Origin of the sequence: Mesorhizobium sp. ANAO-SY3R2 (assembly GCF_042466635.1) — a bacterium.
Taxonomy (GTDB): Bacteria; Pseudomonadota; Alphaproteobacteria; order Rhizobiales; family Rhizobiaceae; genus Aminobacter.
The window spans coordinates 3,832,501-3,859,035 of record NZ_CP159955.1 but is presented as its reverse complement, the minus strand read 5'-3'; the positions used below and the strand labels follow the sequence as shown (position 1 = coordinate 3,859,035).

Here is a 26,535-nt window from a genome sequence, read left to right as displayed (position 1 = left end):
CGCTACGGGCCGGGGTCCGGACAGGGCACATGCCCAGCCTATGCACGGTAGGCGTTGTGGCGCCTCGATGCCCGTAACATCACGTATGCTCTGGGTAGCGGCTTGCCAAGCGTGTTGCGTCTTGAGATTCCGCCTGCATGTCAGGGCGGTGATGCGCTGGCCTCGATATCCGAAGGGAGCGGCAGGCCGGCCTTGCGAATGCCGGCAATCATCCGGGTCCGATCCTTGCCCCGGATATTGCGCTTTGCGAGCTCGGTTTCGATGTTGGGCAGGAAGTCCGGGCGCTTGCTGACGAACTGTTGTCCTTCCCGGGTGGCTTCGTCCATCATGCCGCTCTGGGCGTAGATGACCGCCGCAACCAGATGAAAGAGCGGCAACGCATCAAGGCTGGCCTGCCGAATTTCGGCAAGAGCCAATACGTCGTTCTCCAGCATGTAGGCGGAGAATGCGAGCATGGCGTGATGGTAGCCCGATGCGCCGGGATTGCGCGCCAGCGCGTCATGCAGCAGCTGGGCTCCGCGCTGCCATTGTCCGCCCAGGGCGAGTCGGGTGCCGAACTCGGCAATTAACTCGGTATCGTTGGGATTGAGGGCGAGCGCCCGGTCTCCCACCTCGGTCGACTCCAACAGCTGATGATTGAAGAACAAGGCCGTCATCAAGGCCTGAAGGGCGCGGATGTTGCGCGCATCGAGCTCGACGGCGCGTTGCGCTGTGGTGAGCGCACGTTCCAAGGCCGCCGGCGTTCCTGGCCTTGGATTGAAGTCAAACCGGTCCTCGTCGAGGTAGGCGATCGACAGCATCGACCATGCGGTGGCATAGGTCGGAAAGCGGACGATAGCGCGCTCCAGGCAGTCGCGGACCGCTAGATGCCGTGCGGCATTCAAGTCGGCGCGATAGGCGTAGAACTGCAGCGTGCAGCGATAGGCGTCGAGATCGTCAGGCGGCGGATTGGCGGCATCCGCCTGGGCAATGACGCCATAGGGCTGGGCGACGACGGTGGCGACCCTGGCGGCAACATCGGACTGAATGGCAAACAGGTCGCGCGTGCGCAAATCCTCGTCGTAGGTCTGCGACCACAAGATCGCGCCGGTAGCGGTTTCGAGCAGGCGCGCTGTGATGCGAACGCGGCCGCCGGAGACCTGCACGCCGCCGGCGAGCAGGTAGCGGGCTGCGGGCTTCTCGCCGGCATTCGATGCAGCGACCTGTGGAGTCAAAGCGTCAGACGTCTCATGGCCGAATACCGTGATCTCCCTGAAGCGCGGCAGCGCGCTCAAAAGTTCCTCGGTCAGCCCGAGCGCGTAGAGCCTCGATTCCCGTCCCTCGCCGAGATCTTCGAATGGCAGGATCGCAAGTGTCGGCCCTTCAGGGCCGAGTGATGTGGAAGACAAAGGTGCCCCGGACATCGGCAGGCCCGACATCCAGTAAGCAACGACCAAGAAGCCTGCGAGGAACAGGGAGGCTGCCGGGAGGAGCCATCTGGCGCGTTGCCGCGACAGCGCGCCAAGGCTCGAAATCGCCGCCATCGCCGTCGTCTCGGCCAAGGCGGCTTCTTCGGGGTTGTCGGCATTCCAGGTGAACAGGGGAACGTATCCGCCTTTGGGAATGTCGATGCGGATTGGATCGTCTTGTCCGGAAACCAGGTAGTAGCGCTCGAGAGCCCGACGCAGGCGGCCGGCCTCGATGCGCACCACGGGATCGTCCTGGGTAAAGGTCTCGTCGCGGCCGAACACTTCGATGGCTATGGTGTAGCCCTTGATCCAGGCGCTGCGCCCGGCCAGGGTTTCCTCGACGACATAGCGCAGGAAGGCGCAGCCACGCGCCGGAACCGCAAACTCAGGACTTGAGAGAATCCGCTCGAGTTGAACGCGAATTTCTTCCTGCGAGGGAGGCGGTCGCACCGCGGGGGCAGCGGCAAGAGCAGCGGTCTGCGCAAATATTCGCATTGCCGACCCTCGCTGCCCAGACTTGCGGCTCCCACCGCAAGCGTAGGCTACCGTAGTCTACTCCTCAAAGATCGAGCGATCCACCAACATGCCGGGACCGTGCGCGTGCCGTGGCCAATTCCAATTACGGAGCATAGCCGAAGCAGCAGGGACGTCGTTGATATGAATCAAAATTTGGCCGCAGCCAGACGGCACTTTCCTGCGCGCGGCAGGATGATCGAAGAATTGGCAGGGCGCGACGAAGAGTTCCACTCTTTGTGCGCCGATCTTGCCGACGCCGAGGCAGAACTGATGCGGTGGGAAAGTTCGGACCATCCGTTGCGTGAGGAGCGGACCGCAGAATACCGCGCCCTGGTCGGAGAACTGGCCGCAGAGATCGAAGCGGCGCTCGATGCCAGTGCCATCATTCCCTTGCATGGCAGGTATCCGAAACCGCCGATCTAGCGCGCATTTGTTGGCCCGCCGGCCATTTCGCGCTGCTTGCCTCAAGGCGCGCCGAGTGCCTTTTCGATGGCCAGCCTCAACCATTCGTCGCGCGACAGGCCATCGGCCTTGGCCGCGTTGTCGACCTGGCCCAGCACTGCCGGGGCGATCGGCAGGTCGACGAGGATGTCGAGCTCCGCCTCGCTTGCCGGGGCATAGACCATGGCCGCCACCGTGGCGGCGAAGCGGCGCATCCGGGCGGTCTTCTCGGCGTCGGTCAGGGTCTTGTCGTTGGCCACCAATGGGCAGTAGGCCCAGACGAGGTGGTCGACGATCAGCGCCGGCGGCATCTTGGCAATGGCCAGGTCGCCGACCAGTTCGGCGAGGCGTTTGCGGGCTTGGACCTGGGTCATGTCAGCGGTCAGCCCGGTCACCGGAGCCATGTTCTTCGGTGCATTGGGCGCTTCCTTGTAGGCGCAGACAAAGCCGGCGGCATGAGCGCCGTCGACCGCCAGCGGTGCTGCGATCGCGAACGCCAGGGAAACGGCGAATAGCTTTTTGCTGGACATCTCTCTTCCTTCCCGTTGCCGATTGAGGAAAGTCAGTCGTGGACCTGCGCTGGCGCGGGCGCTTGCTCACCGGCGTCTTCGGCTTCTCCGGCCGGGGCTGTCTCCTCATAGAGCGGCTGGCGCAGGATGTGAGCGTGACCCCATTCGCGCACCCGCTCCAGCACTACATAGAGCATCGGAATCAGGAAAATACCGATGGCCGATGCCGCGATCATGCCGCCGAAAACCGACGTGCCGACTGCACGCCGGCTGGCCGCTGCGGCGCCGACCGCGATCACCAGCGGGACCAGGCCCAGTATGAAGGCGAAGCTCGTCATCATCACCGGGCGGAAGCGCTGCCGGGCACCGACGACCGCCGCTTCGAGCAATGACATGCCTTGTTCGCGTCGCTCCTTGGCGAACTCGACGATGAGGATGCCGTTCTTGCTGGCGAGGGCAATCAGGACGACGATGCCGATCTGGGCGTAGACGTCGTTGGCCAGTCCCGTCAGCCGCAACGCCAGAAGCGCGCCAACCAGGCCGACGATGACGGACAACAGCACGCCGAGGGGGATTGTCCAGCTTTCGTAGAGCGCGACCAGGAAGAGATAGGCAAACAGTACCGCCAAGCCCAGGATGATGCCGGTCTGGCCGGCTGCCTGCAGTTCCTGCAGCGCGGTGCCGGTCCATTCATAGCTGTAGCCGGCAGGCAGGGTCGCCTTGGACACGGCGGCCATCGCCGCCAATGCGTCGCCGGAGCTGGCCCCCGGGGCGGCGTTACCGTTGATGGTGACGCTTCGGTAGTTGTTGTAGCGCGTGATGAACAGCGGCCCCAGCCGCTGTTCGACCTCAAGCAGCGAGCGCAGCGGTATCATGTCGCCGTGCGATGACTTGACGAAGATGCGGTAGACGTCCTCGATGGTTCTCCGATCCTGCTGCTCGCCCTGGACCAGGACCTGCCATGTCCGTCCGAACAGATTGAAGTTGTTGACGAAATATCCTCCGAGCGTCGATTGCAGGGAGTTGAAAATGGTAATCGGGGATACGCCAAGGCTAAGCGCCTTGTTGCGATCGATATCCAGATAGAGTTGCGGCGTGTCGGTCGAAAACGTGGTGTACACACGAGACAGCTTCGGGTTCTGATTGGCGGCGATGATCAGCGCGCGGGCGACCGAGGCCAGTTCCTGGGGCGAGCGCCCCTGCTGGTCCTCGAGCTGATACTGGAACCCGCCCGACGAACCGAGGCCGATGATCGGCGGCAGGTTGATGGGGATCACATTGGCTGTGCGCATTGATGCTGTGCGCCGGGCCACTTCACCGATCACATCGAAGACGGTGATCCTTTCCTTGATCCGCTCGTCGAAGGGCTTCAGTGCGACGATCAGGAGGCCGGCATTCGATTCCGACAGCCCGTCGATGAAGCTGAAACCGGTGACGCTGGTAATGTCGGCAACGCCGGGGATGTCGCGCACCATGTTCTCGACATCGGCCACGGCAACTGCGGTGCGGCTTTGCGAGGCTGCCGCGGGCAGGTTGATCTGCACGAAGAACAGCCCCTGGTCCTCTTCGGGCAGGAAGCCGGTCGGGGTGATCTTGTTGAGCACATAGGCCGCGCCTCCGAAGGCGGCGACGAGCAGGACCGACAGAAAGGCGACCCGCACCAACCGACGCACGATGAAGGCATAGCCGTCGCTGATTTTCTCGATGCCCAGCGACAGCTTGTTCATGACGCGGCCATAGAGGCTGTTGCCATGGCCATGTTCCTGCTTGAGCAGGACCCCGCACAATGCCGGGCTCAGCGTCAGCGCGTTGATCGCCGAGATCAGCATGGCCACCGAAACGGTGACCGCAAACTGCTTGTAGAGTTCGCCGGTGATGCCGGGAATGAAGCCCACCGGCACGAACACCGAAAGCAGCACCAGCGTGATCGCAATGATCGGCGCGGTGATCTCGGCCATGGCCTGTTTGGTCGCCTCCTTCGGCGGCAGACCGGTCTCGGCCATGACACGCTCGACATTCTCCACCACGACGATGGCATCGTCGACCACGATGCCAATGGCCAGGATCATGGCGAACAGCGAGACGGTGTTTGCCGAAAAACCCAACACCAGCAGCACGGCGAAGGTGCCGACCAGCGAAACCGGCACGGCGATAGTCGGGATCAGGGTCGCGCGGATGTTGCCGAGGAAGATGAACACGACGATGACGACCAGCACAAAAGCCTCGATCAGCGTCTTGATCACTTCATGGATCGTCGAGGAAACGAAGACAGTGGTGTCGTAGGTGATCTTGTAGTCGAGTCCGGCCGGAAAATTCTGCTTCAGCGCCGCCATGGCCTCACGCACGCCAGCGGCGGCGGCGACGGCGTTGGACCCCGGCGACTGATAGACGGCAATGACGGACGCCGGCTTGCCGTTCAGCCGGCCGATCGTGTCATACGACTGGCCGGCGAGTTCGACGCGCGCGACCTCGCCGAGACGCACGAGCGAGCCGTCGGGATTGGCCCGTACCACGATCTGCTCGAATTCCTTGACGTCGGTCAGCCGCCCCTGTGTCGTCAGGTTGAGCTGCACCTGCTGATTGTCCGACATCGGTGGAGCGCCGAGGCGACCGACGGCGGCCTGTACGTTCTGGCTCGAGACGGCGTTGATGATGTCGGTGGGGGTGAGACGGAGGCTGCTCAACACGTCGGTCTTGAACCATATGCGCATGCTGTAGTTCAGCGTGCCGAAGGATTGCGCGAGGCCGACGCCGGTAACGCGGGCCAGCCTGTCGATGACGTTTATGACGCCGTAGTTGTTGAGGAACAGCTCGTCGTAGCGCCCGTCCGGCGAGTAGAGCGTGATGATCTGCAGGAAGGACGAGGACTGTTTCTTGACGGTCACGCCGAGCCGGGTCACCTCCTCGGGCAGGCTAGTTTCGGCCAGCCTCACGCGATTTTGCACGTTGACGGTGTTGAGGTTCGGATCGGTGCCGACGGCGAAGGTCACGGTCAGCGTGTAGGAACCGTCGCTTCCGCTGATCGAGCTCATGTAGATCATGTCGTCGACGCCGTTGACCTGCGCTTCGATCGGCTGTGCGAGGCTCGCCTCCACCACTTCCGCGCTTGCTCCCGGATAGCGCGCCGTCACCGAAACCTGCGGCGGCACGATGTCGGGGAACTGCGCCACCGGAATGCGCGTGAGTGCGATCAGTCCCGCAAGCGTGATGACGATGGCGATCACGATGGCAAGGCGCGGCCGGTCGACGAAGACGGACGACAGCATCGCTCAATTCCCCGTCGGTTGCTGATGGTCGGAAGCGGGCGGCGACATTGCCTCGGGCGCCACCAGCTGGCCCGGGCGAATGCGCTGCAGCCCTTCGGTGACCACCATGTCGCCGGCCTTGAGCCCCGACTGGACGACGACGTTGCTGCCGAAGGTCTGTCCTTGCGTGATCTGCCGCTGTACGACCTTGTTGTCCGCGCCGACCGTGAACACGAAGTTGCCGCTCTGGTCGGTCAGCACCGCCTTCTGCGGCACCAGCAGCGCCTCGACCGGACTTTTGCTCTCGGTGAAGACCTGGACGAACTGGCCATCCAGCAAGGTGTTCTTCGGGTTGGGAAACTTGGCACGGATTGTCACGGTATCGGTTGCGGGGTCGACCTTGATGCCGGTGAAGTCGATGGTGCCGACTTCAGGATAGGGCAGGTTGCTGGCAAGCCTGAGGTGCACCGCAATGTTTGAGGTGGTCGCACTGGCGCGGTTGCCACCGGTGACTTCGAGTATGGTCCTGTCGCTGACCGGAAAGGTCACATAGATCGGATCCTGGCTGACGATCGTCGCCAGCGGTCCGCTGGTGGGACTGACCAGCGCGCCGACGCTGTAGTTGGACGTTCCTATACGGCCGCCGAAGGGCGCGCGGATTTCGGTGTAGCCGAGGTTGATTTCCGCCTGTTGAAGGGACGCCCTGGCCTGCTGGACCACGGCCTCGGCCTGCTTCTGGGCGGCGACGCGATCGTCGAGCGTTGCTTGGGAAATCGTCCGCTCTTTGACCAGCACCTCGGCGCGTTTGGCCTGGATGGCCAGGTTGTCGGCATCAACTTGCGCCTTTTCGAGATTGGCCTGGGCGGAGTCGACGACGGCCTGGAAATTGTCCTTCTCAAGCACGAACAGCAGATCGCCGCTCTTTACCGCCTGGCCTTCCGTGAACAGGCGCTTGTTGAGGAAGCTTGTCACGCGCGCGATCAGGTTGACGTTGTCGATCGCCTGGACGCGGCCGACGAAGGTCAGGCCGGGATTTGTCGGCTGCTCGGTCACTTCGATGACGGTGACGGGGACCGGCGGCGGCGCCGCGCTCTCGGCCGTCTTGGCCTTTTCGTCGCCGCAGGAGGTCAGCAGCGCGAGTGCGGCCACGCTGGCGACGATGCGGGTCCAGCCAGGTGAGCGCAACGAGGCACGACCGGTCCGAGGCGCGGCGGGTGCGCATATCGGATGACGTTTCTTCGACAAGATGACCATGGGTGGTCTCCCCCGATGCGCAGCGCCGGGCCGCTGAAACGGCCTGGGAAAACGTCGTTGCCGGTCTAGGGAGGCTGCCACTCGGTGGTTGTCGCAACCACGACAGGTGCGGCCCCGAAAGCCAAGGCGGCGATCGCGGCCCTTGCTCCGTCCGCCTCAAGACCTCGATCAGGGGCGATGAACTGGTGGTCTGCCGCCATATGAGATTCCCGGATTGCCGTTGCGAGTAGGCGTTCAACTCCAGCATCTGCGCGAAGGTCTGGGCTCGCCTTCGCCGCTGTTGCGGGCAGTTCAGGTGGCGGCGGGCGTTTCACCCGGGTCGGCGGTGGCCACATGCGCGGAGATGGCGTCGCGCAGGGCTTGCTCCGCCTTCTCATCGAGCGATGTGCGCATGACAGTGCCGCCGATCCCCTTGAGATCGGCCAGGACCTTGTCCGTGGTCATCTTGCGGATGAGCAGGAACAACCCGGCGGTGCCCGGCAGCAAGGCGCTGGCCGCATCCTTCATGAAGTTGTCGTCGATGCCGACGTCGGTGAGCTTGCCGCCGAGCGCTCCGGACGCTGCGCCAACCGCCGCGCCGACAAGCGGCATGAGGAAAATGAAGCCGATCAGCGTGCCCCATAGCGCTCCCGAAGCGGCGCCCATGGCGGTCGAATTGATGAGCTGATTGAGCTTGATCCGGCCATCAGCATCCTTGACGACAACCACGGCGTCCCCGATTTCGATCAGATACTCCCGTTGCAGACCAAGCACTCGCTGGCGAACTTCCTCGGCCTTTTTCTCGTCAGGGAAAGCGATGAAAACGAGGTCACTCATGGGAACCACTCCTTTAGCCAAAGCGGCGTCGAGCCAAGAATTGCTTTGTCAAACTGGCATGCCATGCTGTGCGCGCGCGGAAGGTCTTTTGCCCCGCTTCCAGTCTAACTAGGACCCGGCCCTGTGTTGTCAAATATCCCGGCGGAACAAAATCTTGCGGCGAGGGTGGCACAGGCATTGGGTCTGCCGGTGAGCGCTGGCAGGTTGCGGACCCTTGCCGATCCCTTGGGTGACGGGACGAAGACAAGGCACTGGTTGCTGCGACCACCGCGCTACAGGTGACCGCTGTCATGGATGACGCCTGGAGTTTTACTCCAAGGATGTCATACGACTGAAATAGAACTCCGACATGGTCCCGCCAACTCAAGGAACGGGCCATGACCGCGAACGTAACAATCACCTCCATCGAAAAGCACTACGGCGCGACCAGGACTCTGAAGGGTGTTTCGGTCGATGTCGCAGCCGGCGAGTTTCTGACGCTGGTCGGGCCGTCGGGATGCGGCAAGTCCACCTTGCTTCGCATCCTTGCCGGCCTGGTACCGCAGGATGGCGGCTCGATTTCGATTGATGGCGCGCCCGTCGATCACCTGCCGCCCAAGGCGCGCGACGTCTCGATGGTGTTCCAGAGCTATGCGCTCTATCCGCATATGAGCGTGCGCCAGAACATCGCGACGCCGCTCAACATCCGCCATCTGAGTGGACTTTCCCGCATGCCGCTGGTTGGCAAGCTGGTGCCGGGGCAGGCGCAGGCCCGCGCCGACATCGCCCAGGCCATCGAGCAGGTGGCCGCGCAGGTCGAGATCGAGCCATTGCTCGACCGCCGCCCGGCGCAGCTTTCGGGCGGCCAGCGCCAGCGCGTGGCACTGGCTCGCGCGATGGTGCGCCAGCCGCGCGTGTTCCTGATGGACGAACCGCTGTCCAATCTCGATGCCCGCCTGCGTGTCCACATGCGCGGCGAGTTGACCGAATTGCATCGTCGTCTCGGAGCGACGTTCATCTATGTGACGCATGATCAGGTCGAAGCCATGACCATGTCCTCCCGCGTCGCGCTGATGATGGAAGGCGAGATCGTCCAGGTCGCCACCCCGCACGAGATCTATTCCAACCCGACCGACGTGCGTGTCGCCCGTTTCATCGGCAGCCCCGAAATCAACCTGCTGCAAGGCAAGGCGGACACGCAAGGGCGCGTCATCGTAGGCGGCCGCCAGACCGGGTTGCGCACCCATGTCGAGGGGCAGGTCACGGTCGGTTTGCGGCCGGAAATCCTCAGCATCGACGACGCCTCGGCCGACATTGCGATCAAGGTGCGCCTGCTCCGCAGCGAACGGCTCGGCCATGACGTGCTGCTGCACGCCCGCAACGAGGAGGGCGAGCAGGGCAATCTCATCCTCCGCATCTCGTCTGCCGAGATGGAGGCGTTGCAGATGAGCGGCCGCCTCAACGACGTAATCACAATCGGCGCGCGCGCCAGCGCAGCACTGCTGTTCGGCTCCGACGGCAAAAGGGTGCCGTCTCTCCGCCCCGCCCCCGTCGCCCCGTCGAGAGCGCCTTCTCCAGCGCGTGAACTGCTGTCGGCCTGATCATGACCATGTCGCTTGCACAAACCCAAGGCGCGCCATTGGCGCGCAGCCGTCGCCTCGGCGCGGAAATTTCACCGTCGGTCGCCTATTGGTTCGCCCTGCCGTCGGTCGCCCTGCTGGTCGGCACGCTGCTTTTGCCGATCGTCGTGATGATCGCCATGAGCTTCACCGACTACGAACTCGGCGCGCTGGATTTTTCCTTCATCGGCGTCGAAAACTACGTCGCGCTCGCCAATGACAAGACCTTCTGGCGCTCGCTCGGCAACACGCTTTACTACGTGGCGCTTGTCGTCCCGACCTCTGTCATCATCGGCCTGGTCCTGGCCGTCATGGTCCAGGGGCTCAGGCGCGGACGCGGTTTCTACCAGGTCGCATTTTTCCTGCCGGTCACCTCGACGCTGATCGCCATGGCGACCGTGTGGAAATACCTGCTGCACGGTACGATCGGTCCGGTCAACCACTTGCTGACGGCGATCGGCCTGCCGAGCCTGGAGTTCTTCGGCACGCCGTCGCTGGTCATGCCGGCCCTGGCCATCATCGGCATCTGGTCGCTGGCCGGCTTCAACATGGTGCTCTTCACTTCTGGCCTCACGGCCATCCCCGAGGAGCTCTACGAGGCGGCCTCCGTCGACGGCATCGACAGCCCGGTCGAGCGCTTCTTCACGGTCACCATGCCGATGCTGGGCCCGACCACCATGTTCGTCATCATCACCACCTCGATCACCGCCTTCAAGGTGTTCGACACGGTCGCCGTCCTGACCAAGGGCGGGCCGCAGGGGGCGAGCGACGTGCTGCTCTACACCAACTATCTCGAGGGCTTCCAATACATGCGCATCGGCGTTGCCTCGGCCATCACCGTCGTCTTCCTCGGCATCATCCTGCTGCTGTCGCTGGTTCAGGCCAAGGTGCTCGAGCGGAAGGTTCATTACTGATGTCGCGCTCCGCCTCCCTTCTCGCCCGGTCGGGGTTCACTCCCGGTCAGATCGCCATGCATGGCTTCCTGCTGGCCTGCGCGTTCGCCATGCTGTTTCCCTTCTACTGGATGCTGCTGACCGCCTTCCGTCCCTCGCAGGAAGTGTTCTCACCGACGTTCCATTGGCTGCCGCAGACCTTCGTCGGCTTCGACAACTTCCGCGAGGCCTTCAACAAGGCACCGCTGCTGCGCTTCATGGCCAACGGCGTGGTGATCTGCGCCGGCATCCTTGCCGTGCAACTGCTGACGGCCATTCCCTGCGCCTACGCGCTGGCGAAGTATGAGTTTCGCGGCCGCAACCTGCTGTTTGCGCTGGTGCTGTTCGCACTGTGCGTACCGGTCCAGGTTCCCGCCCTGCCGCTCTACATGGGCCTCGCCTTCACCGGCACGCTCGACAGCTATTTCTCACTGATGCTGCCGTTCTTCCTGTCGGTCTTCGCGATCTTCCTGTTCCGCCAGGTGCTGCGCTCGTTCCCGGACGACATCATCCACGCCGCACGGCTCGATGGCATGGGCGAGATGGAAATCCTCTGGCGGGTCGTCGTGCCGAGCGCGCGCCCGGCAATCGCAGCCTTCGCGGTCTTCTCGATCACCGCCCACTGGAACGACCTCTATTGGCCGCTGATCGTGGTGACCAGCCCGGAGCTCGCCCCTCCGCCGCTCGGCATGATGTATTTCAACGACTCCGATCTCGGCTCCAGCTTCGGCGCCCTGATGGCCGCGGCAACGCTTCTGACTGCGCCGCTGACGATCCTCTTCCTGTTTGCCCAGCGCAGCTTCGTTCGCGGCGTCACCATGACCGGCGTGAAGTGAAGCCCAGCCTTCGCTAGGGATCGGGATGGCCCGGTCCTTGCGCATGTTCCGGCCGCAAGGAGACAGGCTCAATGCCTTCTCGATGCGGTCCATCCATCCCCAAGCAACTCCCAAGGAGACGAAAATGAAATCCCTGATGCAGGCCACTTTGGTCGGCGCAGCCGCGATGCTCGGCGCATCGGCCGCTCATGCCGACCCGATCACCATCGAAGTCACCCACTTCAATGCGTCGCACAATGTCTTCCATGAACAGGTCGCCGAGGCGTTCATGAAGAAGCACCCCGACATCCAGATCAAGTTCCGCAATTCCCTGCCGAGCTACGACGAGCAGCATCAGTCGTTGCTGCGCGAATCGATGACCAACAACCTGCCTGATGTCTATCACTCCGGCTTCCACCTGCTGCCAGAGGTCGTCCACCAGCTCGAGAAGCGCGGCCAGGTCATCGCGCTCGACGACTACATGGCCAAGGAAGGCGAAGCATGGGTCGCCGCCAACTACGAGCCTTCGATCCTCAATCTCGGCAAGGTCGACGGCAAGCAGTACGGCATCGGCTTCAACGCCTCGACGCCGATCGTTTTCTTCAACGCCGATCTGGTCAAGCAGGCCGGCGGCGATCCCGAGAACTTCCCGACCAACTGGGCCGACATGATGGCGCTGGGCGCCAAGATCAAGGCGCTCGGCGGCGGCGTCGATGGCTTTGCCTATGACATCCATGCCTGGCCGGACGACTGGCTGTGGCGTTCGCTCATCCTCGAGCAGGGCGAGCAGATCATGAATGACGACAACAAGACTGTCGCCTTCGACAACGGCTCGGGCCTGCGCGCCCTCAAGCTTGCCCGCCAGTTCGTCACCGATGCAGGCATGGTCATGCGCGATTTCGAGCAGTCGCGTCAGCAGTTTGCCGCCGGCAAGCTCGGCATCATCTTCGCCTCGCCGAACAGCGCCCGCGGCTTCTCCGACTTGATCGGCGACCGTTTCGCGCTGGCGTCCTCGACCTTCCCGGTTTCGAACCTGGAAAAGGGCGTCGTGCCAACCGGCGGCAACGGCATGATGATCCTCGCCAAGGACAAGGCCAAGCAGGACGCGGCCTGGGAATACATCAAGTTCGCAACCAGCGCCGAAGGCCAGACGATCGCCGTCCTCGGTTCCGGCTACATGCCGACCAACAAGGCAGCGCTCGCGCCTGACTATCTCGGCAAGTTCTATGACGAGCATCCGAACTGGTACACCAGCATCAAGCAGATCTCGCGCGCGGCGCCCTGGGGCGGGTATCCCGGCACCAACGGCGTGAAGATCTGGCGCATGCAGCGCGACATCATCGGCACGGTGATGAGCGGCGAGACGACGCCCGAGGACGCGCTGGCGAAGATCGTCGAAGAAACCAACACGCTCATCGCCAAGTAATCCGGGCCAAGTAATCCGGCATCCCCATAACCTGCGCCGCGCGTGGCACCACGCGCGGCCACTTTTCTAGGCTAGCTCCTTGATAGATCTTGTAATCTTCGACTGTGACGGTGTGCTCGTCGACAGCGAAATCCTCGCCGCGCAGGTAACATCGGACACGCTACACAGCCTCGGCTTGACGATGTCCGCCGAAGAAGCGCTCGTCGCCCTGGTTGGCCTCGACGAAGCGGCGGCACGCCGCAAGCTTGAGGAAATCCATGGCGCGGATTTGCCGGCCGCCTTCGAGGCGGAAATGGCGACCCGGCTCGATCACGCCTTCAACACCCAATTGCAGCCCATTGCCGGCATCGCCGACCTGCTCGAGGGCCTCAGACTGCCCTTTTGCGTGGCCTCCAACAGCACGCACGAGCGCCTGCGCCGGACTTTTGCCGTGACCGGGCTCGCGCCGCTGGTCGAGGGCCGTGTGTTCAGCGCCGACGACGTGAAGCGCGGCAAGCCTGCGCCCGATCTGTTCCTGCTCGCGGCTAAGACAATGGGCGGTTTCGACCCGTCGCGCTGCCTCGTCATCGAAGACAGCCTCACGGGCGTCACCGCTGCCCGCGCCGCCGGCATGCATGTCATCGGCTTCTGCGGCGGCGGCCATATCCTGCCCGGCCATGACCAGCGGCTGCGCGCCCTGGGCGCCGATCCGATCCTGACCCACCACCACCAGATTGCCGCCCATCCCTGGCTGGCAGACCCCCTGCCGGCGGTCGCCACCGCCTGAAATCACTCCCCCACACAAAGGGCATTCAAATGAGCAGCATCGCTCCCTTTTCCACCGCCGGCCGCTTCCTGCGCGGCAACATCCACACCCACACCACCCGCTCCGATGGCGCGCTGTCGGTCGAGGACGTCGTCGCGGCCTATCGCAAGTCGGGCTATGATTTCTTGTCGGTCACCGACCATTTCCTGAAGGATTTCGATTTCCCGATCACCGATACGCGCACCTTCAGCGACGACGACTTCACCATGCTGCTCGGCGCCGAGGTCCATGCGCCGCGCACCGAGGTCAGCGACATCTGGCATCTGGTCGCCGTCGGCCTGCCGCTCGATTTCGCACCGACCTCGCCGGCAGAAACCGGCCCTGAGTTGGCGCGCCGCGCCAACGCCGCCGGCGCCTTCGTCGGCATCGCCCATCCGGGCTGGTACAGCCTGTCGCTTGCCGACGCCGAGACGCTGGTGGATGCCGCTCATTCGGTGGAGATCTACAATCACGGCTGCCAGGTCATGCATGACAAGGGCCACGGCGCCTACCTGCTCGACGGCCTGCTCGACAAGGGCTACCGCCTGTCGACCTATGCCTGCGACGACGCGCATTTCAAGGCGGCCGATTTCGGCGGCGGCTGGATCGAGCTCAAGGCCGAGACCAACAGCCCCGAGCATATCCTGGAAGCGCTGAAGGCTGGGCAGTTCTATTCGACGCAGGGCCCGCGCATCGACGACATCGACGTCACCGAGGATCGCGTCGAAGTCCGCTGCTCGCCGGCTTCGCGCGTGCTGGTCGCCGGACAGGGCTATCTGATGAGCCACAGCAGCGGCATTGCGATGACCCGCACCAGCGTGTCGCTGGCGCCGCTCAAGAAGAGCCCATGGCTGCGCGTGATCGTCATCGACGACACCGGCCGCAGCGCCTGGTCGAACCCGATCTGGAAATAGGATGGCGGACCGGAGCACGCCGGCATTTTGCCGCCGGCGTGCTCCAGATGCCGTTTCGCAAGCATGGCCTAGCCAAAGCGAAAGCTTGCATCAGGACACGATAGGGGCAACGTGGGAGATCAGACCTTGCAGGCAAGATGACGGGATGGTTCCAGGTGAGTGAGACGACGTTCCATCGCATGCTTTTCGCAGTGGCCATCCTTGGCCTGGTTGCCGGCAGTGTCGCGCGTTTCGGCCTGGCCTCTCCCGTCGAGGCCGACTGGATCTGGGCGGCGGCGACAGCACCGGTCGTCCTCGGGCTCGGCATCGCCATTGTGCGTGACTTTTTCGTGGGCCGCGTCGGCGTCGATGCGATCGCCTTTGTCTCGATGTCGGCGGCACTTGCGCTGGGCCAGCCCCTCGCCGGTGTCGTCGTCGCCATCATGTATTCGGGCGGCAACATGCTGGAGGATTACGCCCGGGGCCGTGCCGAGCGCGATCTCAAGGCGCTGACCGACCGCACGCCACGCATCGCGCACCGGCGCCAGGGCGGCGAGACGAGGGACATTCCGGTCGAGGACATCGCGATCGGCGATGAACTGTTGGTGCGGGCAGGCGAGGTCCTGCCCGTCGACGGAAGGGTTTTGGGCGCGACCGCGCTGATTGACGAATCCGCGGTTACCGGCGAGCCGCTGCCGGTCAAGCGTGCCGCGGGCGAACTGGCGCGCAGCGGCACGGTCAATGTCGGCGAAACCTTCACAATGCGGGCGAGTGCGGCGGCCTCCGAGAGCACCTATGCCGGCATCATCAGGATGGTCCGCGCCGCCCAGACGGCCAAGGCGCCGTTCATTCGCATGGCCGACCGCTTCGCGCTTCTGCTGTTGCCGGCAACGCTGCTCGTGGCGGCCGCGGCATGGCTCTATTCGGGCGATCCGATCCGGGCGCTTGCCGTGCTCGTCGTGGCGACGCCCTGTCCGCTGATCCTCGCTGCACCCGTCGCCCTCATCGGCGGCGTGTCGCGGGCGGCCCGCATGGGTGTGCTGATGAAGGGCGGCGCGCCGCTTGAGGCGCTGGCCCAGGTCCGTACCGCTATCTTCGACAAGACCGGCACGCTGACCGAGGGCGGCGCCAAGCTGATCGCTGTCGAGACGGGCAACGGCGTGGGAGCCGACGAGGCGCTGCGGCTGGTGGCTTCGCTGGAGCAGGCCTCGCACCATGTCCTCGCCGCCGCACTGGTCGAGACCGCCCGCGCCAAAGGCCTGGCGCTCGCTCACCCGGAAAAGGTCAAGGAAACCAGGGGATCCGGCCTGCAGGGCGTCGTCGAAGGCAAGCTCGTCCGCGCCGGTTCGCGGTCGCTGGTCACGGGCGATACCCACCTGCCGGCATGGGCGCAGCAACTCGTCGCGCAATATCAGGGCCAGCCCGTCCTGACGGTCTTTGTCAGTGTCGACGACGTGCTGGCGGCGATCCTCGTCATGGGCGACGGGATCCGCTGGGATACGCCGCGGGCCATCGCCCGGCTGCGCGCCGCCGGTGTCACAAGGGCCATCATGGTGACCGGCGACGACCACAAGGCGGCGGACGCCGTCGGCGCGGCGCTCGACCTCGACGCCATCCTTGCCGATTGCAGCCCCGCGCAGAAGGTCGAGGCCGTAAACGCCGAAAAGGCGCGCGCGCCGACGATGATGGTCGGCGACGGCATCAACGACGCGCCCGCCCTGGCCGCGGCTACCGTGGGCGTGGCGATGGGCGCGCGCGGCGCGACGGCTTCCTCGGAAGCCGCCGATGTCGTCGTCCTCGCCGACAGGCTGGATCTGGTCGCCGACGCGGTCCTCGTCGCCCACCGCGCGCGGTCGATCGCACTGCAGAGCGTCGTGGTTGGACTGGCGCTGTCGGGCATCGCCATGGTTTTTGCGGCGTTCGGCTACATCCCGCCGGTCGCAGGCGCATTGCTGCAGGAAGTGATCGACGTTGCCGTCATCCTCAATGCGCTGCGGGCCAGGGGCGACGGATGGGGTGCCGTGCCGCTGGGCAAGGTCTCTTCCAGTGATGCCATTGCAGATGGCGTCGCCCGGGGTTGAAATGGTAGCGGCCGACGAGCCGTCGGCATCGATTGGAGCAGAAGATGACCCGCATGCACAAGGAAAGCCATCTCGTATCGCGTATCGGCTGGCTGCGCGCCGCCGTCCTTGGCGCCAATGACGGCATCGTCTCGACCGCCAGCCTGATCGTCGGCGTCGCCTCCGCCTCGGCGGCGACGTCGGAGGTGCTGGTTGCCGGTGTCGCAGGTTTGGTTGCAGGCGCAATGTCGATGGCGGCGGGCGAGTATGTCTCGGTCAGTTCGCAGGCCGACACCGAGAATGCCGACCTTGCCCGCGAGCGCGCGGAACTGGCAAGCCAGCCCGCGTTCGAGCGGGAGGAACTGGCGCAGATCTATGTCAAGCGCGGGCTCGAAGTCGGCCTGGCGCGTCAGGTGGCAGACCAGTTGATGGCGAAGGACGCCCTCGGCGCGCACGCCCATGACGAACTCGGCATTTCGGAGATCACCGCGGCACGGCCGATCCAGGCGGCACTGACATCGGCGGCGACCTTCTCGGTCGGGGCAGCGCTGCCGCTGCTGATGGTGCTGGTGTCCCCCGCCTCGATGCTGGTCTGGACCGTTTCGGCGGCCTCGCTGGTGTTCCTCGCTCTGCTCGGTGCGGTCGGTGCCAGGGCGGGCGGCGCCAACGTCATGAAGGCGACGGCGCGCGTCACCTTCTGGGGCGCCTTCGCCATGGCGCTGACGGCGGGGATCGGCGCGCTGGTCGGCACCGCGGTGTGACCACTGGCGCAGACCGCATTCAGGAGGCGGTGGGCCAGCGCCAGTCGCTGATATCAGGCGAATATGGCAAAGGACGCGGTCTGCGAAAGATGCGCGACAACCTCGATGAGTCGGACGCATTGTTGTTGATGCGGCGCCAGGCGCTACGAGCGACCTGATCGCCACCACGGTCATGGCCGGACCACCACTGCAGCATCGTCGCAAGGCCGGGGCGTCCGGCCGTAAACGCGCGGTCGACATATTGACATAAAGATGTCTTTATGTGAGGTGGCGCCATTGTCGCCGAAAGGACGTTAGATGTCGCAAAATACCTCCTCACTCGATGCCCTGTTCGGGGCCGTGTCCGCCAAGGCGGACGGTTCGGAGGTGCTTGCCGCGCTGCAGGCCGCGGCCCGCGAGCGCATCCTCGTGCTCGACGGCGCCATGGGCACGCAGATCCAGGGCCTCGGCTTCGGCGAGGACCATTTCCGCGGCGACCGTTTTGCCGGCTGCGCCTGCCACCAGCAGGGCAACAACGATCTCTTGATCCTCAGCCAGCCCAAGGCGATCGAGGAGATCCACTACCAGTACGCCAAGGCCGGCGCCGACATCATCGAGACCAACACCTTCTCGTCGACCTCGATCGCCCAGGCCGACTACGGCATGGAAGAGATGGTCTACGAGCTCAACCGCGACGGCGCGCGGCTGGTGCGTCGCGCCGCCATCCGTGCCCAGCAGGAGGACGGTCGCCGCCGCTTCGTCGCCGGCGCGCTCGGGCCGACCAACCGCACCGCCTCGATCTCGCCCGACGTCAACAATCCCGGCTATCGCGCCGTCACCTTTGACGATTTGCGGCTCGCCTATGGCGAGCAGCTGCGCGGCCTGATCGACGGCGGTTCCGACATCATCCTGATCGAGACGATCTTCGATACGCTGAACGCCAAGGCGGCGATCTTTGCTTGCGAGGAGATCTTCACTGAGAAGGGCGTGCGCCTGCCGATCATGATCTCGGGCACCATCACCGACCTCTCCGGTCGCACCTTGACCGGCCAGACCCCGACCGCCTTCTGGCACTCGATGCGCCATGCAAAACCCTTCACCATCGGTCTCAACTGCGCGCTGGGTGCGGCGGCCATGCGCCCGCATCTGGCCGAACTGTCGGATGTTGCCGACACCTTCACCTGCGCCTATCCCAATGCCGGCCTGCCCAACGCCTTCGGCAAATATGACGAGAGCCCGGACTTCATGGCCGCCCAGGTCGAGGAATTCGCGCGCGAAGGGCTGATCAACGTTGCCGGCGGCTGCTGCGGCTCGACGCCCGACCACATCCGCGCCATTGCCGAGGCGGTGGCCAGGCATGCGCCGCGCCAGGTGACAAAGCGCGCGCCGCAGATGCGGCTGTCGGGGCTCGAGCCCTTCACGCTCACGCCCGAAATCCCCTTCGTCAATGTCGGCGAACGCACCAACGTCACCGGCTCGGCCAAGTTCCGCAAGCTGATCACAGCAGGCGACTTTGCTGCGGCTCTCGATGTCGCCCGCGACCAGGTCGCCAATGGCGCCCAGATCATCGACGTCAACATGGACGAGGGCCTGATCGATTCGAAGAAGGCGATGGTCGAGTATCTCAACCTGATCGCCTCCGAACCCGACATTGCCCGCGTACCCGTCATGATCGACAGCTCCAAATGGGAGGTGATCGAGGCCGGCCTGAAATGCGTGCAGGGCAAGCCGATCGTCAATTCGATCTCGATGAAGGAGGGCGAGGAAGCCTTCCTGCATCACGCCCGCCTCTGCCGGGCTTATGGTGCGGCGGTGGTCGTCATGGCCTTCGACGAAAAGGGCCAGGCCGACACCAAGGCGCGCAAGGTCGAGATCTGCACCCGTGCCTACAAGCTCCTGACCGAACAGGCCGGCTTCGAGCCCGAAGACATCATCTTCGATCCGAACATCTTCGCCATCGCCACCGGCATCGAGGAGCACGACAATTACGGTGTCGACTTCATCGAGGCGACGCGGGAAATCATTGCCACCCTGCCGCATGTCCATGTCTCGGGCGGCGTGTCGAACCTGTCGTTCTCGTTCCGCGGCAACGAGCCGGTGCGCGAGGCCATGCACGCGGTGTTCCTCTACCACGCCATCCAGGCGGGCATGGACATGGGCATCGTCAATGCCGGCCAGCTGGCGGTCTATGAAAGCATCGACCCCGAATTGCGTGAGGCTTGCGAGGACGTCGTCCTGAACCGCAAGCCGAAGGCCGGCGGCACCGCGACCGAGCGGATGCTGGAGCTTGCCGAGCGCTACAGGGGCGCCGCCGGCAAGGAAGCCAGGGAGAAGGATCTCGCCTGGCGCGAATGGCCGGTCGCAAAGCGGCTGGAGCATGCGCTGGTCAACGGCATCACCGAGTTCATCGAAGCCGACACGGAAGAGGCGCGGCAGAACGCCGAGCGCCCGCTGCATGTCATCGAAGGCCCGCTGATGGCCGGCATGAATGTCGTCGGCGACCTGTTCGGCGCCGGCAAGATGTTCCTGCCGCAGGTGGTCAAGTCCGCCCGTGTCATGAAGCAGGCCGTCGCGGTTCTTCTGCCCTACATGGAGGCCGAAAAGGCCGCCAATGGCGGCGGCGAGCGCCAGAGCGCGGGCAAAATCCTGATGGCGACGGTGAAGGGCGACGTCCACGACATCGGCAAGAACATCGTTGGCGTCGTGCTCGCCTGCAACAATTACGAGATCATCGATCTCGGCGTCATGGTCCCGGCGACCAAGATCCTGCAGACGGCGAAAGAGCTGAATGTCGACATCATCGGCCTGTCTGGCCTGATCACGCCGTCGCTTGACGAGATGGTGCATGTCGCCGCCGAGATGGAGCGCGAGGGTTTTGACATTCCGCTGCTGATCGGCGGCGCCACCACCAGCCGCGTGCATACGGCGGTGAAGGTCCATCCGCGCTACGAACGCGGGCAGGCGGTCTATGTCACCGACGCCAGCCGCGCGGTCGGCGTGGTTTCCAGTCTTTTGTCGCCGGAAGCCAAGGGCGGCTACATCGAGGCGACAAGGGCGGAATACAAGAAGGTTGCCGAGGCGCATGAGCGTTCCGAGCGCGAGAAGCAGCGCCTGCCGTTGGCCCGCGCCCGCGCCAATGCGCAGAAGGTCGACTGGACCGGCTACACGCCGCCGAAGCCGTCCTTCCTCGGCACGAAAGTGTTCGAGAGCTGGGACCTTGCCGAGCTCGCCCGCTATATCGACTGGACGCCCTTCTTCCAGACCTGGGAGCTCAAGGGCCGCTACCCCAAGATCCTCGAGGACGAGAAGCAAGGTGCGGCGGCGCGCCAGCTCTTCGACGACGCCCAGGCGATGCTGAAGAAGATCATCGATGAAAAATGGTTCGCGCCGAAGGCGGTGATCGGCTTCTGGCCGGCCAATGTCGTCGGCGACGACATCAGGCTGTTCACCGGCGAGGACCGCAGCGAGGAACTCGCGACCTTCTTCACCCTGCGCCAGCAACTGACCAAGCGCGACGGCAGGCCCAACGTAGCGCTGTCCGACTTCGTCGCCCCTGTCGACAGCGGCAAGGCCGACTATGTCGGCGGCTTCGTCGTCACCGCAGGCATCGAGGAAGTGGCCATCGCCGAACGCTTCGAACGCGCCAACGACGACTACTCGTCGATCATGGTCAAGGCGCTGGCCGATCGCTTCGCCGAGGCCTTCGCCGAGTGTATGCACCAGCGCGTCCGCAAGGAGTTCTGGGGCTATGCGCCGGACGAGGATTTTTCGGGCGACGAGCTGATCGGCGAGGCCTATCACGGCATCCGCCCGGCGCCCGGCTATCCGGCCCAGCCCGACCATACCGAGAAGACGACGCTATTCCGACTGCTTGACGCCGAAAAGAACGCCGGCGTAGCGCTGACCGAAAGCATGGCCATGTGGCCGGGCTCTTCGGTCTCGGGGCTCTATCTGGCGCATCCCGAAAGCTACTATTTCGGCGTCGCCAAGGTCGAGCGCGACCAGGTCGAGGACTATGCCCAGCGCAAGGGGATGTCGGTGGCCGAAGCCGAGCGCTGGCTCGGGCCGATCCTCAACTACGTGCCCGGTTCATTCGCCGAGGCCGCCGAGTAACCAAACCGCAAGTCGTGCCGCGCGATGACCTCGTGCGGTGCGGCCGTTCAGCCGCGATGCCAGCGCAGCGACATGCAGGACAGGCCGGCGTCGATCTTGCCGATCTCGGTGGTCTTCAGCGGCACCACCTGGTAGCCGAGCCCGTCGAGCAGTTCGATGGTTCTAGGGAAATCCGCACCCACCATCACCACGTCGTTGACGCGCAGCGCATTAGCGGCCGCCTCCTCGCCCTCCGGAACGATTACCCGGCGATATCTACCGAAAACGCCCGAGCGGGCGAGGCGATCCGTCGACAGCATGGTCTCGCCGTCGAGCAGCGAACAATCGCTCTTGAAATGCAGCACACCCTTCGGCGTCTGCACGATCTCGCCCTTGCGACCAAGCTTTTCCAGACTGGCGATCAGCCCCTCGGCACCGGCACGGTCGGTGCGGGCCGACAGGCCGATCATCACGCTTTTCGGCGTCGTCAGCACGTCGCCGCCGTCGGCGAAGCCGGGGAAGGGCAGGTCGAGCACCGTCTCGAATATTTTTCTCAGTGTCGGCGCGATTTCGGCAGTTTCCTTCAGACGGCTTTCAGCGCCGGGACGCAGCAGGATGGCGCCTTCGGAAAAGACCAGCGCCGGGTCCTCTACGAAAATCGAGTCGGGGAAGTCTTCCAGCGCCGGCAGCACGGTGACGTCGATGCCAGCTGCCCGCAGGGCCGCGACATAGGCCGCATGCTCGGCCACCACCCCTTGATAGCTGGGATTGCCGTGGTCGTCGGCGCGCAGGCCATCGACCACCGAGCGGGCCGGCTTGCGCACGATCGCCGCATTGAACTCGTACACCGCTGGCCTGGATGACATGTCGTGTCCGTCGCGTGGGTTGTTGGGTTCAGCGCCCTTGGTAGCCCGGACGGGAAAAACTGTCGATATCGGCTGCTTGGGCCAGTTGCCTACTGCCCCTGCGCCCGACGGAACTCGCTCGGCGACTGGCCGGCGACGCGGCGGAAATCGCGGCTGAAATGATAGGGGTCGGCGTAGCCCAGGTTGAGCGCCACGGCGGCGATCTTGACGTTGGGCGCGATCAGCAGGCGCTTGGCGAGGTTCATGCGCTCGTGGCGGACCCAGTCCATCGGCGTGGTGCCGGTCTTTTCCTTGAACTGCCGATGCAATTGCGAGGCGCTGAGGCCGGCCACGGCGGCCAGCTCCTCGATCCGCCAGTTGCGGGCGATATCAGTGCGTAGTGCGCGCATCACCCGCTGCACCGGCTCGCCCCGTTCCTCGCCGCTCGCCTGTTCGCCGCGCTCGGCCACCAGCATCTCGACCAGCCGGGCGACGATGGCGCTCGAACGAGCGTCGGTCGTCTGGCCGCGCCGGGCGAGGTTGTCGATGGCGCGTTCGAAACCGTCGGCCCAGCCGTCGCCGGCGGCGGCGAAGATCGGGCTGCCGGCCACCCGCAGGAAAGCGAAGACGGCTTCGAGCCCGTGGCCCTCGATGCTCATCCACAGATAGTGCCAATGATCGGCGTCGGGATGGCAGCCATGGGCATATTGCATCGACGTGTCGAGCCACGCGACGGTACGGGGCCGCGCCACGAAGCGGGCGCCGGCGACCTCGATCAGGCCGAGGCCGGACAGCGTGCAGATCAGCGTATGGTGGTGGAACCGGCGGCTGACGAAGCCGTCGGCATGGTAAAAGCGGGTGCGCCCCGCCACCAGGATCTTGTAGGGATAGGCATCCGCATGCCGTCCCGGCGTATGGAAGAAGATCTCGTTGCCATCGGTTTGCGTGGTCATTTTTGCACAGGCATTGTTCTCGAGAGGCTCGTCTCCTTGTATCCGCAGGCAAAGCCGGATGCGAGTTTTATCCAGCACGGTGCGATCAGGATGCATTCATTTTGCCAGCCCGGCCATTAGGCTAAATGCAGCCAGCCGCGCATGCGGCCGGATTTCAGTCGATTGGAGCGTTGGATGGTGACCGCTACCCCACAGGCAGGCGTTGAGGACGTGGCTTTCGAACCGCTTTCGGCGGCGTTTGCCCAAAACCCCTATCCGGCCTATGCCGCGCTGCGCGACAAGGGCACGCCCCAGTTCTTCGCCGATTTCGACATGTGGCTGGTCACCCGCTTCGACGACGTCGCCGCCATCGCGCGCGATATCTCGATGGTCCGCTCGCCCGAGTTCTTCATGTCGGCTGAGGAGGTCCATGAGCAGAAGCGCCTGCAGAACTGGCTCGACATGCCGCACCATGAGCGCTTCGTGCAGTTTTCCATGCTCGACAGCGACGGCGAAGTGCATGACCGGCTGCGCAAGCAGGTGTTTCGCGAGTTCACGCCCGCCTTCATCGCCCGCCAGCGCACAATGATCCAGAGCTTCGTCGACAAACTTATCGACAGCCTGATCGACAAGGGCGAGATCGATTTCGTCGAGGACCTCGCCGCCCAGGTGCCCGGACACATCATCGGCCGCGTGCTTGGCGTGCCGGACGAGGACTGCCCGCAGCTGCGCGGCTGGTCGGAAAAGGTCGTGCAGTTCTTCGACATCAACCGCACCGACGAGCGCAAGGCGCTGGCCGAACAGGCGACCACCGAATTCTATCACTATCTTAAGAAGCTGATGGCCGAGCGCCGCAAGGCCCCGCAGGAAGACCTGATCACCCGGCTGATGGTGGCGCAGGATGCCGGCCACCTCAACGAGGACGAACTGGTCTCCACCTGCATGCTGATCCTGATGGCCGGCCACGGCTCGACCATCGATGTGCTCGGCTCGGGTATGCACGCGCTGTTGCGCTTTCCCGACCAGATGGCGCGACTGAAGGCCGACCCTGGCCTGATCCATACGGCGATCCAGGAGATGTTCCGCTTCGAGTCGCCGCTACCCTTCTTCCACCGCTATTCGACCACCGACTGCGTGGTCGGCAGCCAAGCGTTCCCGCGCGGCACCAAGTTCGGCCTGCTCTATGGCGCGGCCAACCGCGACCCGGCAGCTTTCGGCGACAATGCTGACAGCTTCGACGTCGGCCGCAACCCGAACCGGCACCTCGCCTTCGGCGGCGGCGCCCATTTTTGCCTCGGCAACCATCTGGCCCGGCTCGACATGGAGGTGATCTTCACCACGCTCATCAAGCGCCTGTCGTCGATCGAGCTGGTCGATGCCGAACCGCAATACAAGCGCGGCCTTTCCGTGCGCGGCCCCAAGACGCTGCGCCTGGCGCTGACGCCAGCCTGACCTGACTTTCCCGGAGATTTTTGCATATGTACCGCGTAACCTTCATCGACGCCGACGGCCAGGCGACCGAACTCACTGCTACCGATGGCCAGAGCGTCATGGCGGTGGCCGTCGCCAACGGCATCGACCAGATCCTCGCCGAATGCGGCGGCTCCTGCGCCTGCGGCACCTGCCATTGCTACGTCGACGAAAGCTGGACCGAACGGCTTTCACCCCCCGACGATTCCGAGCAGGGCATGATCGAATGCCTGATGAATCCGACAGAACGCAGCCGGCTGACCTGCCAGCTCAAGATGTCGGCAGCCCTCGACGGGCTGGTCGTGCATCTGCCGCGCGAGCAGTACTGAGTCTATTTGCACGCCGCGATCCAGTCGCCGACGATTTCGACATCGGCGACGTCGAGGCCATGGCCGGAGGCGATTGCGCGGGCGTCGACGGCGGCTCCCGCATCGCGCAACAGGACGGCAAGGTCAGGGCCGAAGCTGCTGAACATGTCGGCGTCGCCCGCAACCAGCAGCGCCTCGACATCCGACAGGTCCGCCGCCGGCAGCTCCTCGAGCGGCATGGCAGCCCTCAGCAGCACGGCGCGGCGGACCAGATGCGGATGCAGCAGCATCGTCGCCGCCAGCATGTTGGCGCCGTTGGAATGGCCGAGGAACACGGTGCGTTCGAGGTCAAGCCGATAGGCCTCGGCCGCTCCCTCGATGAAGCCGGCGAACGCCTCGGCTTCCGAGCCGATGTCGGCCTGGTCGAACTTGTTGGCCGAAAACCGGCGGAACCAGCGCGGCGTGCCCTCCTCGGTCGCGCGGCCGCGCAGCGCAAGCAGCGTGGCATTCGGCGCCGCCTTTGCGGCGAAGGGCAAAAGACTGGTCTCGTTGCCGCCCGAGCCATGCAGCAGCACGATCGTACTGCCATCAGGATCCTCGGGCGTGTAGAAGCGATGGACGAAGGGCAGGTCGCGATAGATCACGCGCTCCTCGCCCGGCCAGGAAAACTGCGGCAGCATCACCTTTAGCTCATCGAATTTGTCGGCGCGTTCCGGCGGCACGAACAGATGCGTGCCGAGCTCGTCTGCCGGCTCGTCCACTGTCATGCCGGGGGCGTCGGTGGCGAACTCGATCAGCACCCCGCCGGGCTCGCGTATATATAGAGAGTAGAAATAGTTGCGGTCGTGCACATTGGTGGTCGACGAGTTGCCTTTGGCGAGTTCGGCGTGCAAGGCCTCGACCTCGGCGATATCTCGGGCGCGGAAGGCGATGTGGTCGATGGTGCCGGTACCCGCAGCACTCGACCAGAAACCCCTGGCGTCGCGGATGTCGATGACGTCGCCGCTGTCGGACACCAGCCTCCGCATGAACTCGCTGCCCAGTGCCGGACGATAGCCGAAATGGCGGGCGAGAAAACGCTCGGTCAGTTCCGGCACCTCGCTCATGATGGTGGCGCCGCGGATACGGCGGATGGCGTGTTCCTGTGGGACGGATGATGCGCCCCAGTCCGTCGGTGCGGGAAAGCCGGCCACGCCGACGAGCTTGACGATCACGCCGTCGGGATCCTTGAGCCTGAGCGTCGGTTCGCCCATTTCCTCTGAAGGCCCCGAGACCTCGACATGATGTGACAGCGCCCGCGTAAGCCAGAAGCCGATGCTTGACGGCTCGATGGCCAGCGCGATCTCGCTCGGCTGGCCATGGCCGACGCGGCCCACAGCACCGTCCTCCCAGACAAGGAAGGTGATCAGCG

At 64.6% G+C, this 26,535-nt stretch carries 20 protein-coding genes (1 of these 20 only partly in view); 12 read left to right on the top strand and 8 right to left on the bottom strand.

The window, feature by feature from the left end:
* Positions 1–140: 140 nt before the first annotated feature.
* Complete coding sequence (locus ABSY17_RS23325; protein ID WP_378946149.1) at positions 141–1,943, bottom strand: adenylate cyclase; 1,803 nt, start codon at positions 1,941–1,943, stop codon at positions 141–143.
* A 213-nt stretch (positions 1,944–2,156) separates the two neighbouring features.
* Here ABSY17_RS23325 and ABSY17_RS23320 point away from each other — a divergent pair, with 213 nt between their 5' ends.
* Positions 2,157–2,387: a hypothetical protein gene (locus ABSY17_RS23320; protein ID WP_378946147.1), complete on the top strand. Its 231-nt coding sequence runs from the start codon at positions 2,157–2,159 to the stop codon at positions 2,385–2,387.
* A gap of 41 nt (positions 2,388–2,428) precedes the next feature.
* On the opposite strand, the gene ABSY17_RS23315 is transcribed toward ABSY17_RS23320, so the two are convergent.
* The 4 genes from ABSY17_RS23315 to ABSY17_RS23300 all read right to left on the bottom strand — a co-directional run bounded on the left by ABSY17_RS23315 (position 2,429) and on the right by ABSY17_RS23300 (position 8,229).
* Positions 2,429–2,935 (bottom strand): glutelin, encoded by a 507-nt coding sequence (locus ABSY17_RS23315; RefSeq protein ID WP_378946145.1) that lies wholly within the window; start codon positions 2,933–2,935, stop codon positions 2,429–2,431.
* Positions 2,936–2,967: 32 nt separating this feature from the next.
* Positions 2,968–6,180 (bottom strand): efflux RND transporter permease subunit, encoded by a 3,213-nt coding sequence (locus tag ABSY17_RS23310; RefSeq protein ID WP_378946142.1) that lies wholly within the window; start codon positions 6,178–6,180, stop codon positions 2,968–2,970.
* A gap of 3 nt (positions 6,181–6,183) precedes the next feature.
* Complete coding sequence (locus ABSY17_RS23305; RefSeq protein WP_378946140.1) at positions 6,184–7,413, bottom strand: efflux RND transporter periplasmic adaptor subunit; 1,230 nt, start codon at positions 7,411–7,413, stop codon at positions 6,184–6,186.
* A 291-nt stretch (positions 7,414–7,704) separates the two neighbouring features.
* Positions 7,705–8,229: a DUF1269 domain-containing protein gene (locus ABSY17_RS23300; RefSeq protein ID WP_378946137.1), complete on the bottom strand. Its 525-nt coding sequence runs from the start codon at positions 8,227–8,229 to the stop codon at positions 7,705–7,707.
* A gap of 377 nt (positions 8,230–8,606) precedes the next feature.
* Here ABSY17_RS23300 and ABSY17_RS23295 point away from each other — a divergent pair, with 377 nt between their 5' ends.
* The 9 genes from ABSY17_RS23295 (at position 8,607) to metH (ending at position 21,590) form a co-directional block, all read left to right on the top strand.
* On the top strand, positions 8,607–9,809 hold the full coding sequence (locus ABSY17_RS23295) for an ABC transporter ATP-binding protein (RefSeq protein ID WP_378946134.1): 1,203 nt from the start codon (positions 8,607–8,609) through the stop codon (positions 9,807–9,809).
* 8 nt (positions 9,810–9,817) lie between these two features.
* Positions 9,818–10,741 carry a carbohydrate ABC transporter permease gene (locus tag ABSY17_RS23290; RefSeq protein ID WP_378946132.1) on the top strand — a complete coding sequence of 308 codons (924 nt, stop codon included), beginning with the start codon at positions 9,818–9,820 and terminating at the stop codon, positions 10,739–10,741.
* On the top strand, positions 10,741–11,595 hold the full coding sequence (locus tag ABSY17_RS23285; RefSeq protein ID WP_378946129.1) for a carbohydrate ABC transporter permease: 855 nt from the start codon (positions 10,741–10,743) through the stop codon (positions 11,593–11,595). The genes ABSY17_RS23290 and ABSY17_RS23285 overlap by 1 nt, the downstream gene beginning before the upstream one ends.
* Positions 11,596–11,719: 124 nt before the next feature.
* On the top strand, positions 11,720–13,000 hold the full coding sequence (locus ABSY17_RS23280; protein ID WP_378946126.1) for an ABC transporter substrate-binding protein: 1,281 nt from the start codon (positions 11,720–11,722) through the stop codon (positions 12,998–13,000).
* A gap of 112 nt (positions 13,001–13,112) precedes the next feature.
* Positions 13,113–13,766 (top strand): HAD family hydrolase, encoded by a 654-nt coding sequence (locus ABSY17_RS23275; RefSeq protein ID WP_378946123.1) that lies wholly within the window; start codon positions 13,113–13,115, stop codon positions 13,764–13,766.
* A gap of 29 nt (positions 13,767–13,795) precedes the next feature.
* Complete coding sequence (locus ABSY17_RS23270) at positions 13,796–14,698, top strand: CehA/McbA family metallohydrolase (RefSeq protein WP_378946120.1); 903 nt, start codon at positions 13,796–13,798, stop codon at positions 14,696–14,698.
* A 179-nt stretch (positions 14,699–14,877) separates the two neighbouring features.
* Complete coding sequence (locus tag ABSY17_RS23265) at positions 14,878–16,758, top strand: heavy metal translocating P-type ATPase (RefSeq protein ID WP_378952981.1); 1,881 nt, start codon at positions 14,878–14,880, stop codon at positions 16,756–16,758.
* 44 nt (positions 16,759–16,802) lie between these two features.
* Positions 16,803–17,498, top strand: a complete 696-nt coding sequence (locus tag ABSY17_RS23260; protein ID WP_378946118.1) for a VIT family protein — start codon at positions 16,803–16,805, stop codon at positions 17,496–17,498.
* Between the two features lie 297 nt (positions 17,499–17,795).
* Complete coding sequence (gene metH / locus ABSY17_RS23255) at positions 17,796–21,590, top strand: methionine synthase (RefSeq protein WP_378946115.1); 3,795 nt, start codon at positions 17,796–17,798, stop codon at positions 21,588–21,590.
* A gap of 47 nt (positions 21,591–21,637) precedes the next feature.
* On the opposite strand, the gene ABSY17_RS23250 is transcribed toward metH, so the two are convergent.
* Together ABSY17_RS23250 and ABSY17_RS23245 are read right to left on the bottom strand one after the other, a co-directional pair.
* Positions 21,638–22,435 (bottom strand): arginine deiminase family protein, encoded by a 798-nt coding sequence (locus ABSY17_RS23250; RefSeq protein ID WP_378946112.1) that lies wholly within the window; start codon positions 22,433–22,435, stop codon positions 21,638–21,640.
* A gap of 89 nt (positions 22,436–22,524) precedes the next feature.
* A complete protein-coding gene (locus ABSY17_RS23245) occupies positions 22,525–23,367 on the bottom strand; it encodes an AraC family transcriptional regulator (RefSeq protein WP_378946110.1) in 843 nt (280 codons plus the stop codon).
* A gap of 174 nt (positions 23,368–23,541) precedes the next feature.
* Between ABSY17_RS23245 and ABSY17_RS23240 the strand changes: the two genes are divergently transcribed.
* Positions 23,542–24,798, top strand: a complete 1,257-nt coding sequence (locus ABSY17_RS23240; protein WP_378946107.1) for a cytochrome P450 — start codon at positions 23,542–23,544, stop codon at positions 24,796–24,798.
* A 26-nt stretch (positions 24,799–24,824) separates the two neighbouring features.
* Positions 24,825–25,145: a 2Fe-2S iron-sulfur cluster-binding protein gene (locus tag ABSY17_RS23235; RefSeq protein WP_378946105.1), complete on the top strand. Its 321-nt coding sequence runs from the start codon at positions 24,825–24,827 to the stop codon at positions 25,143–25,145.
* Positions 25,146–25,147: 2 nt separating this feature from the next.
* On the opposite strand, the gene ABSY17_RS23230 is transcribed toward ABSY17_RS23235, so the two are convergent.
* Positions 25,148–26,535, bottom strand: partial view of a VOC family protein gene (locus ABSY17_RS23230; RefSeq protein ID WP_378946102.1) — the 3' portion only. 166 nt of this gene lie beyond the right edge of the window; 1,388 of the gene's 1,554 nt are visible here — the last part of the coding sequence; its start codon lies beyond the right edge, outside the window; the stop codon is at positions 25,148–25,150.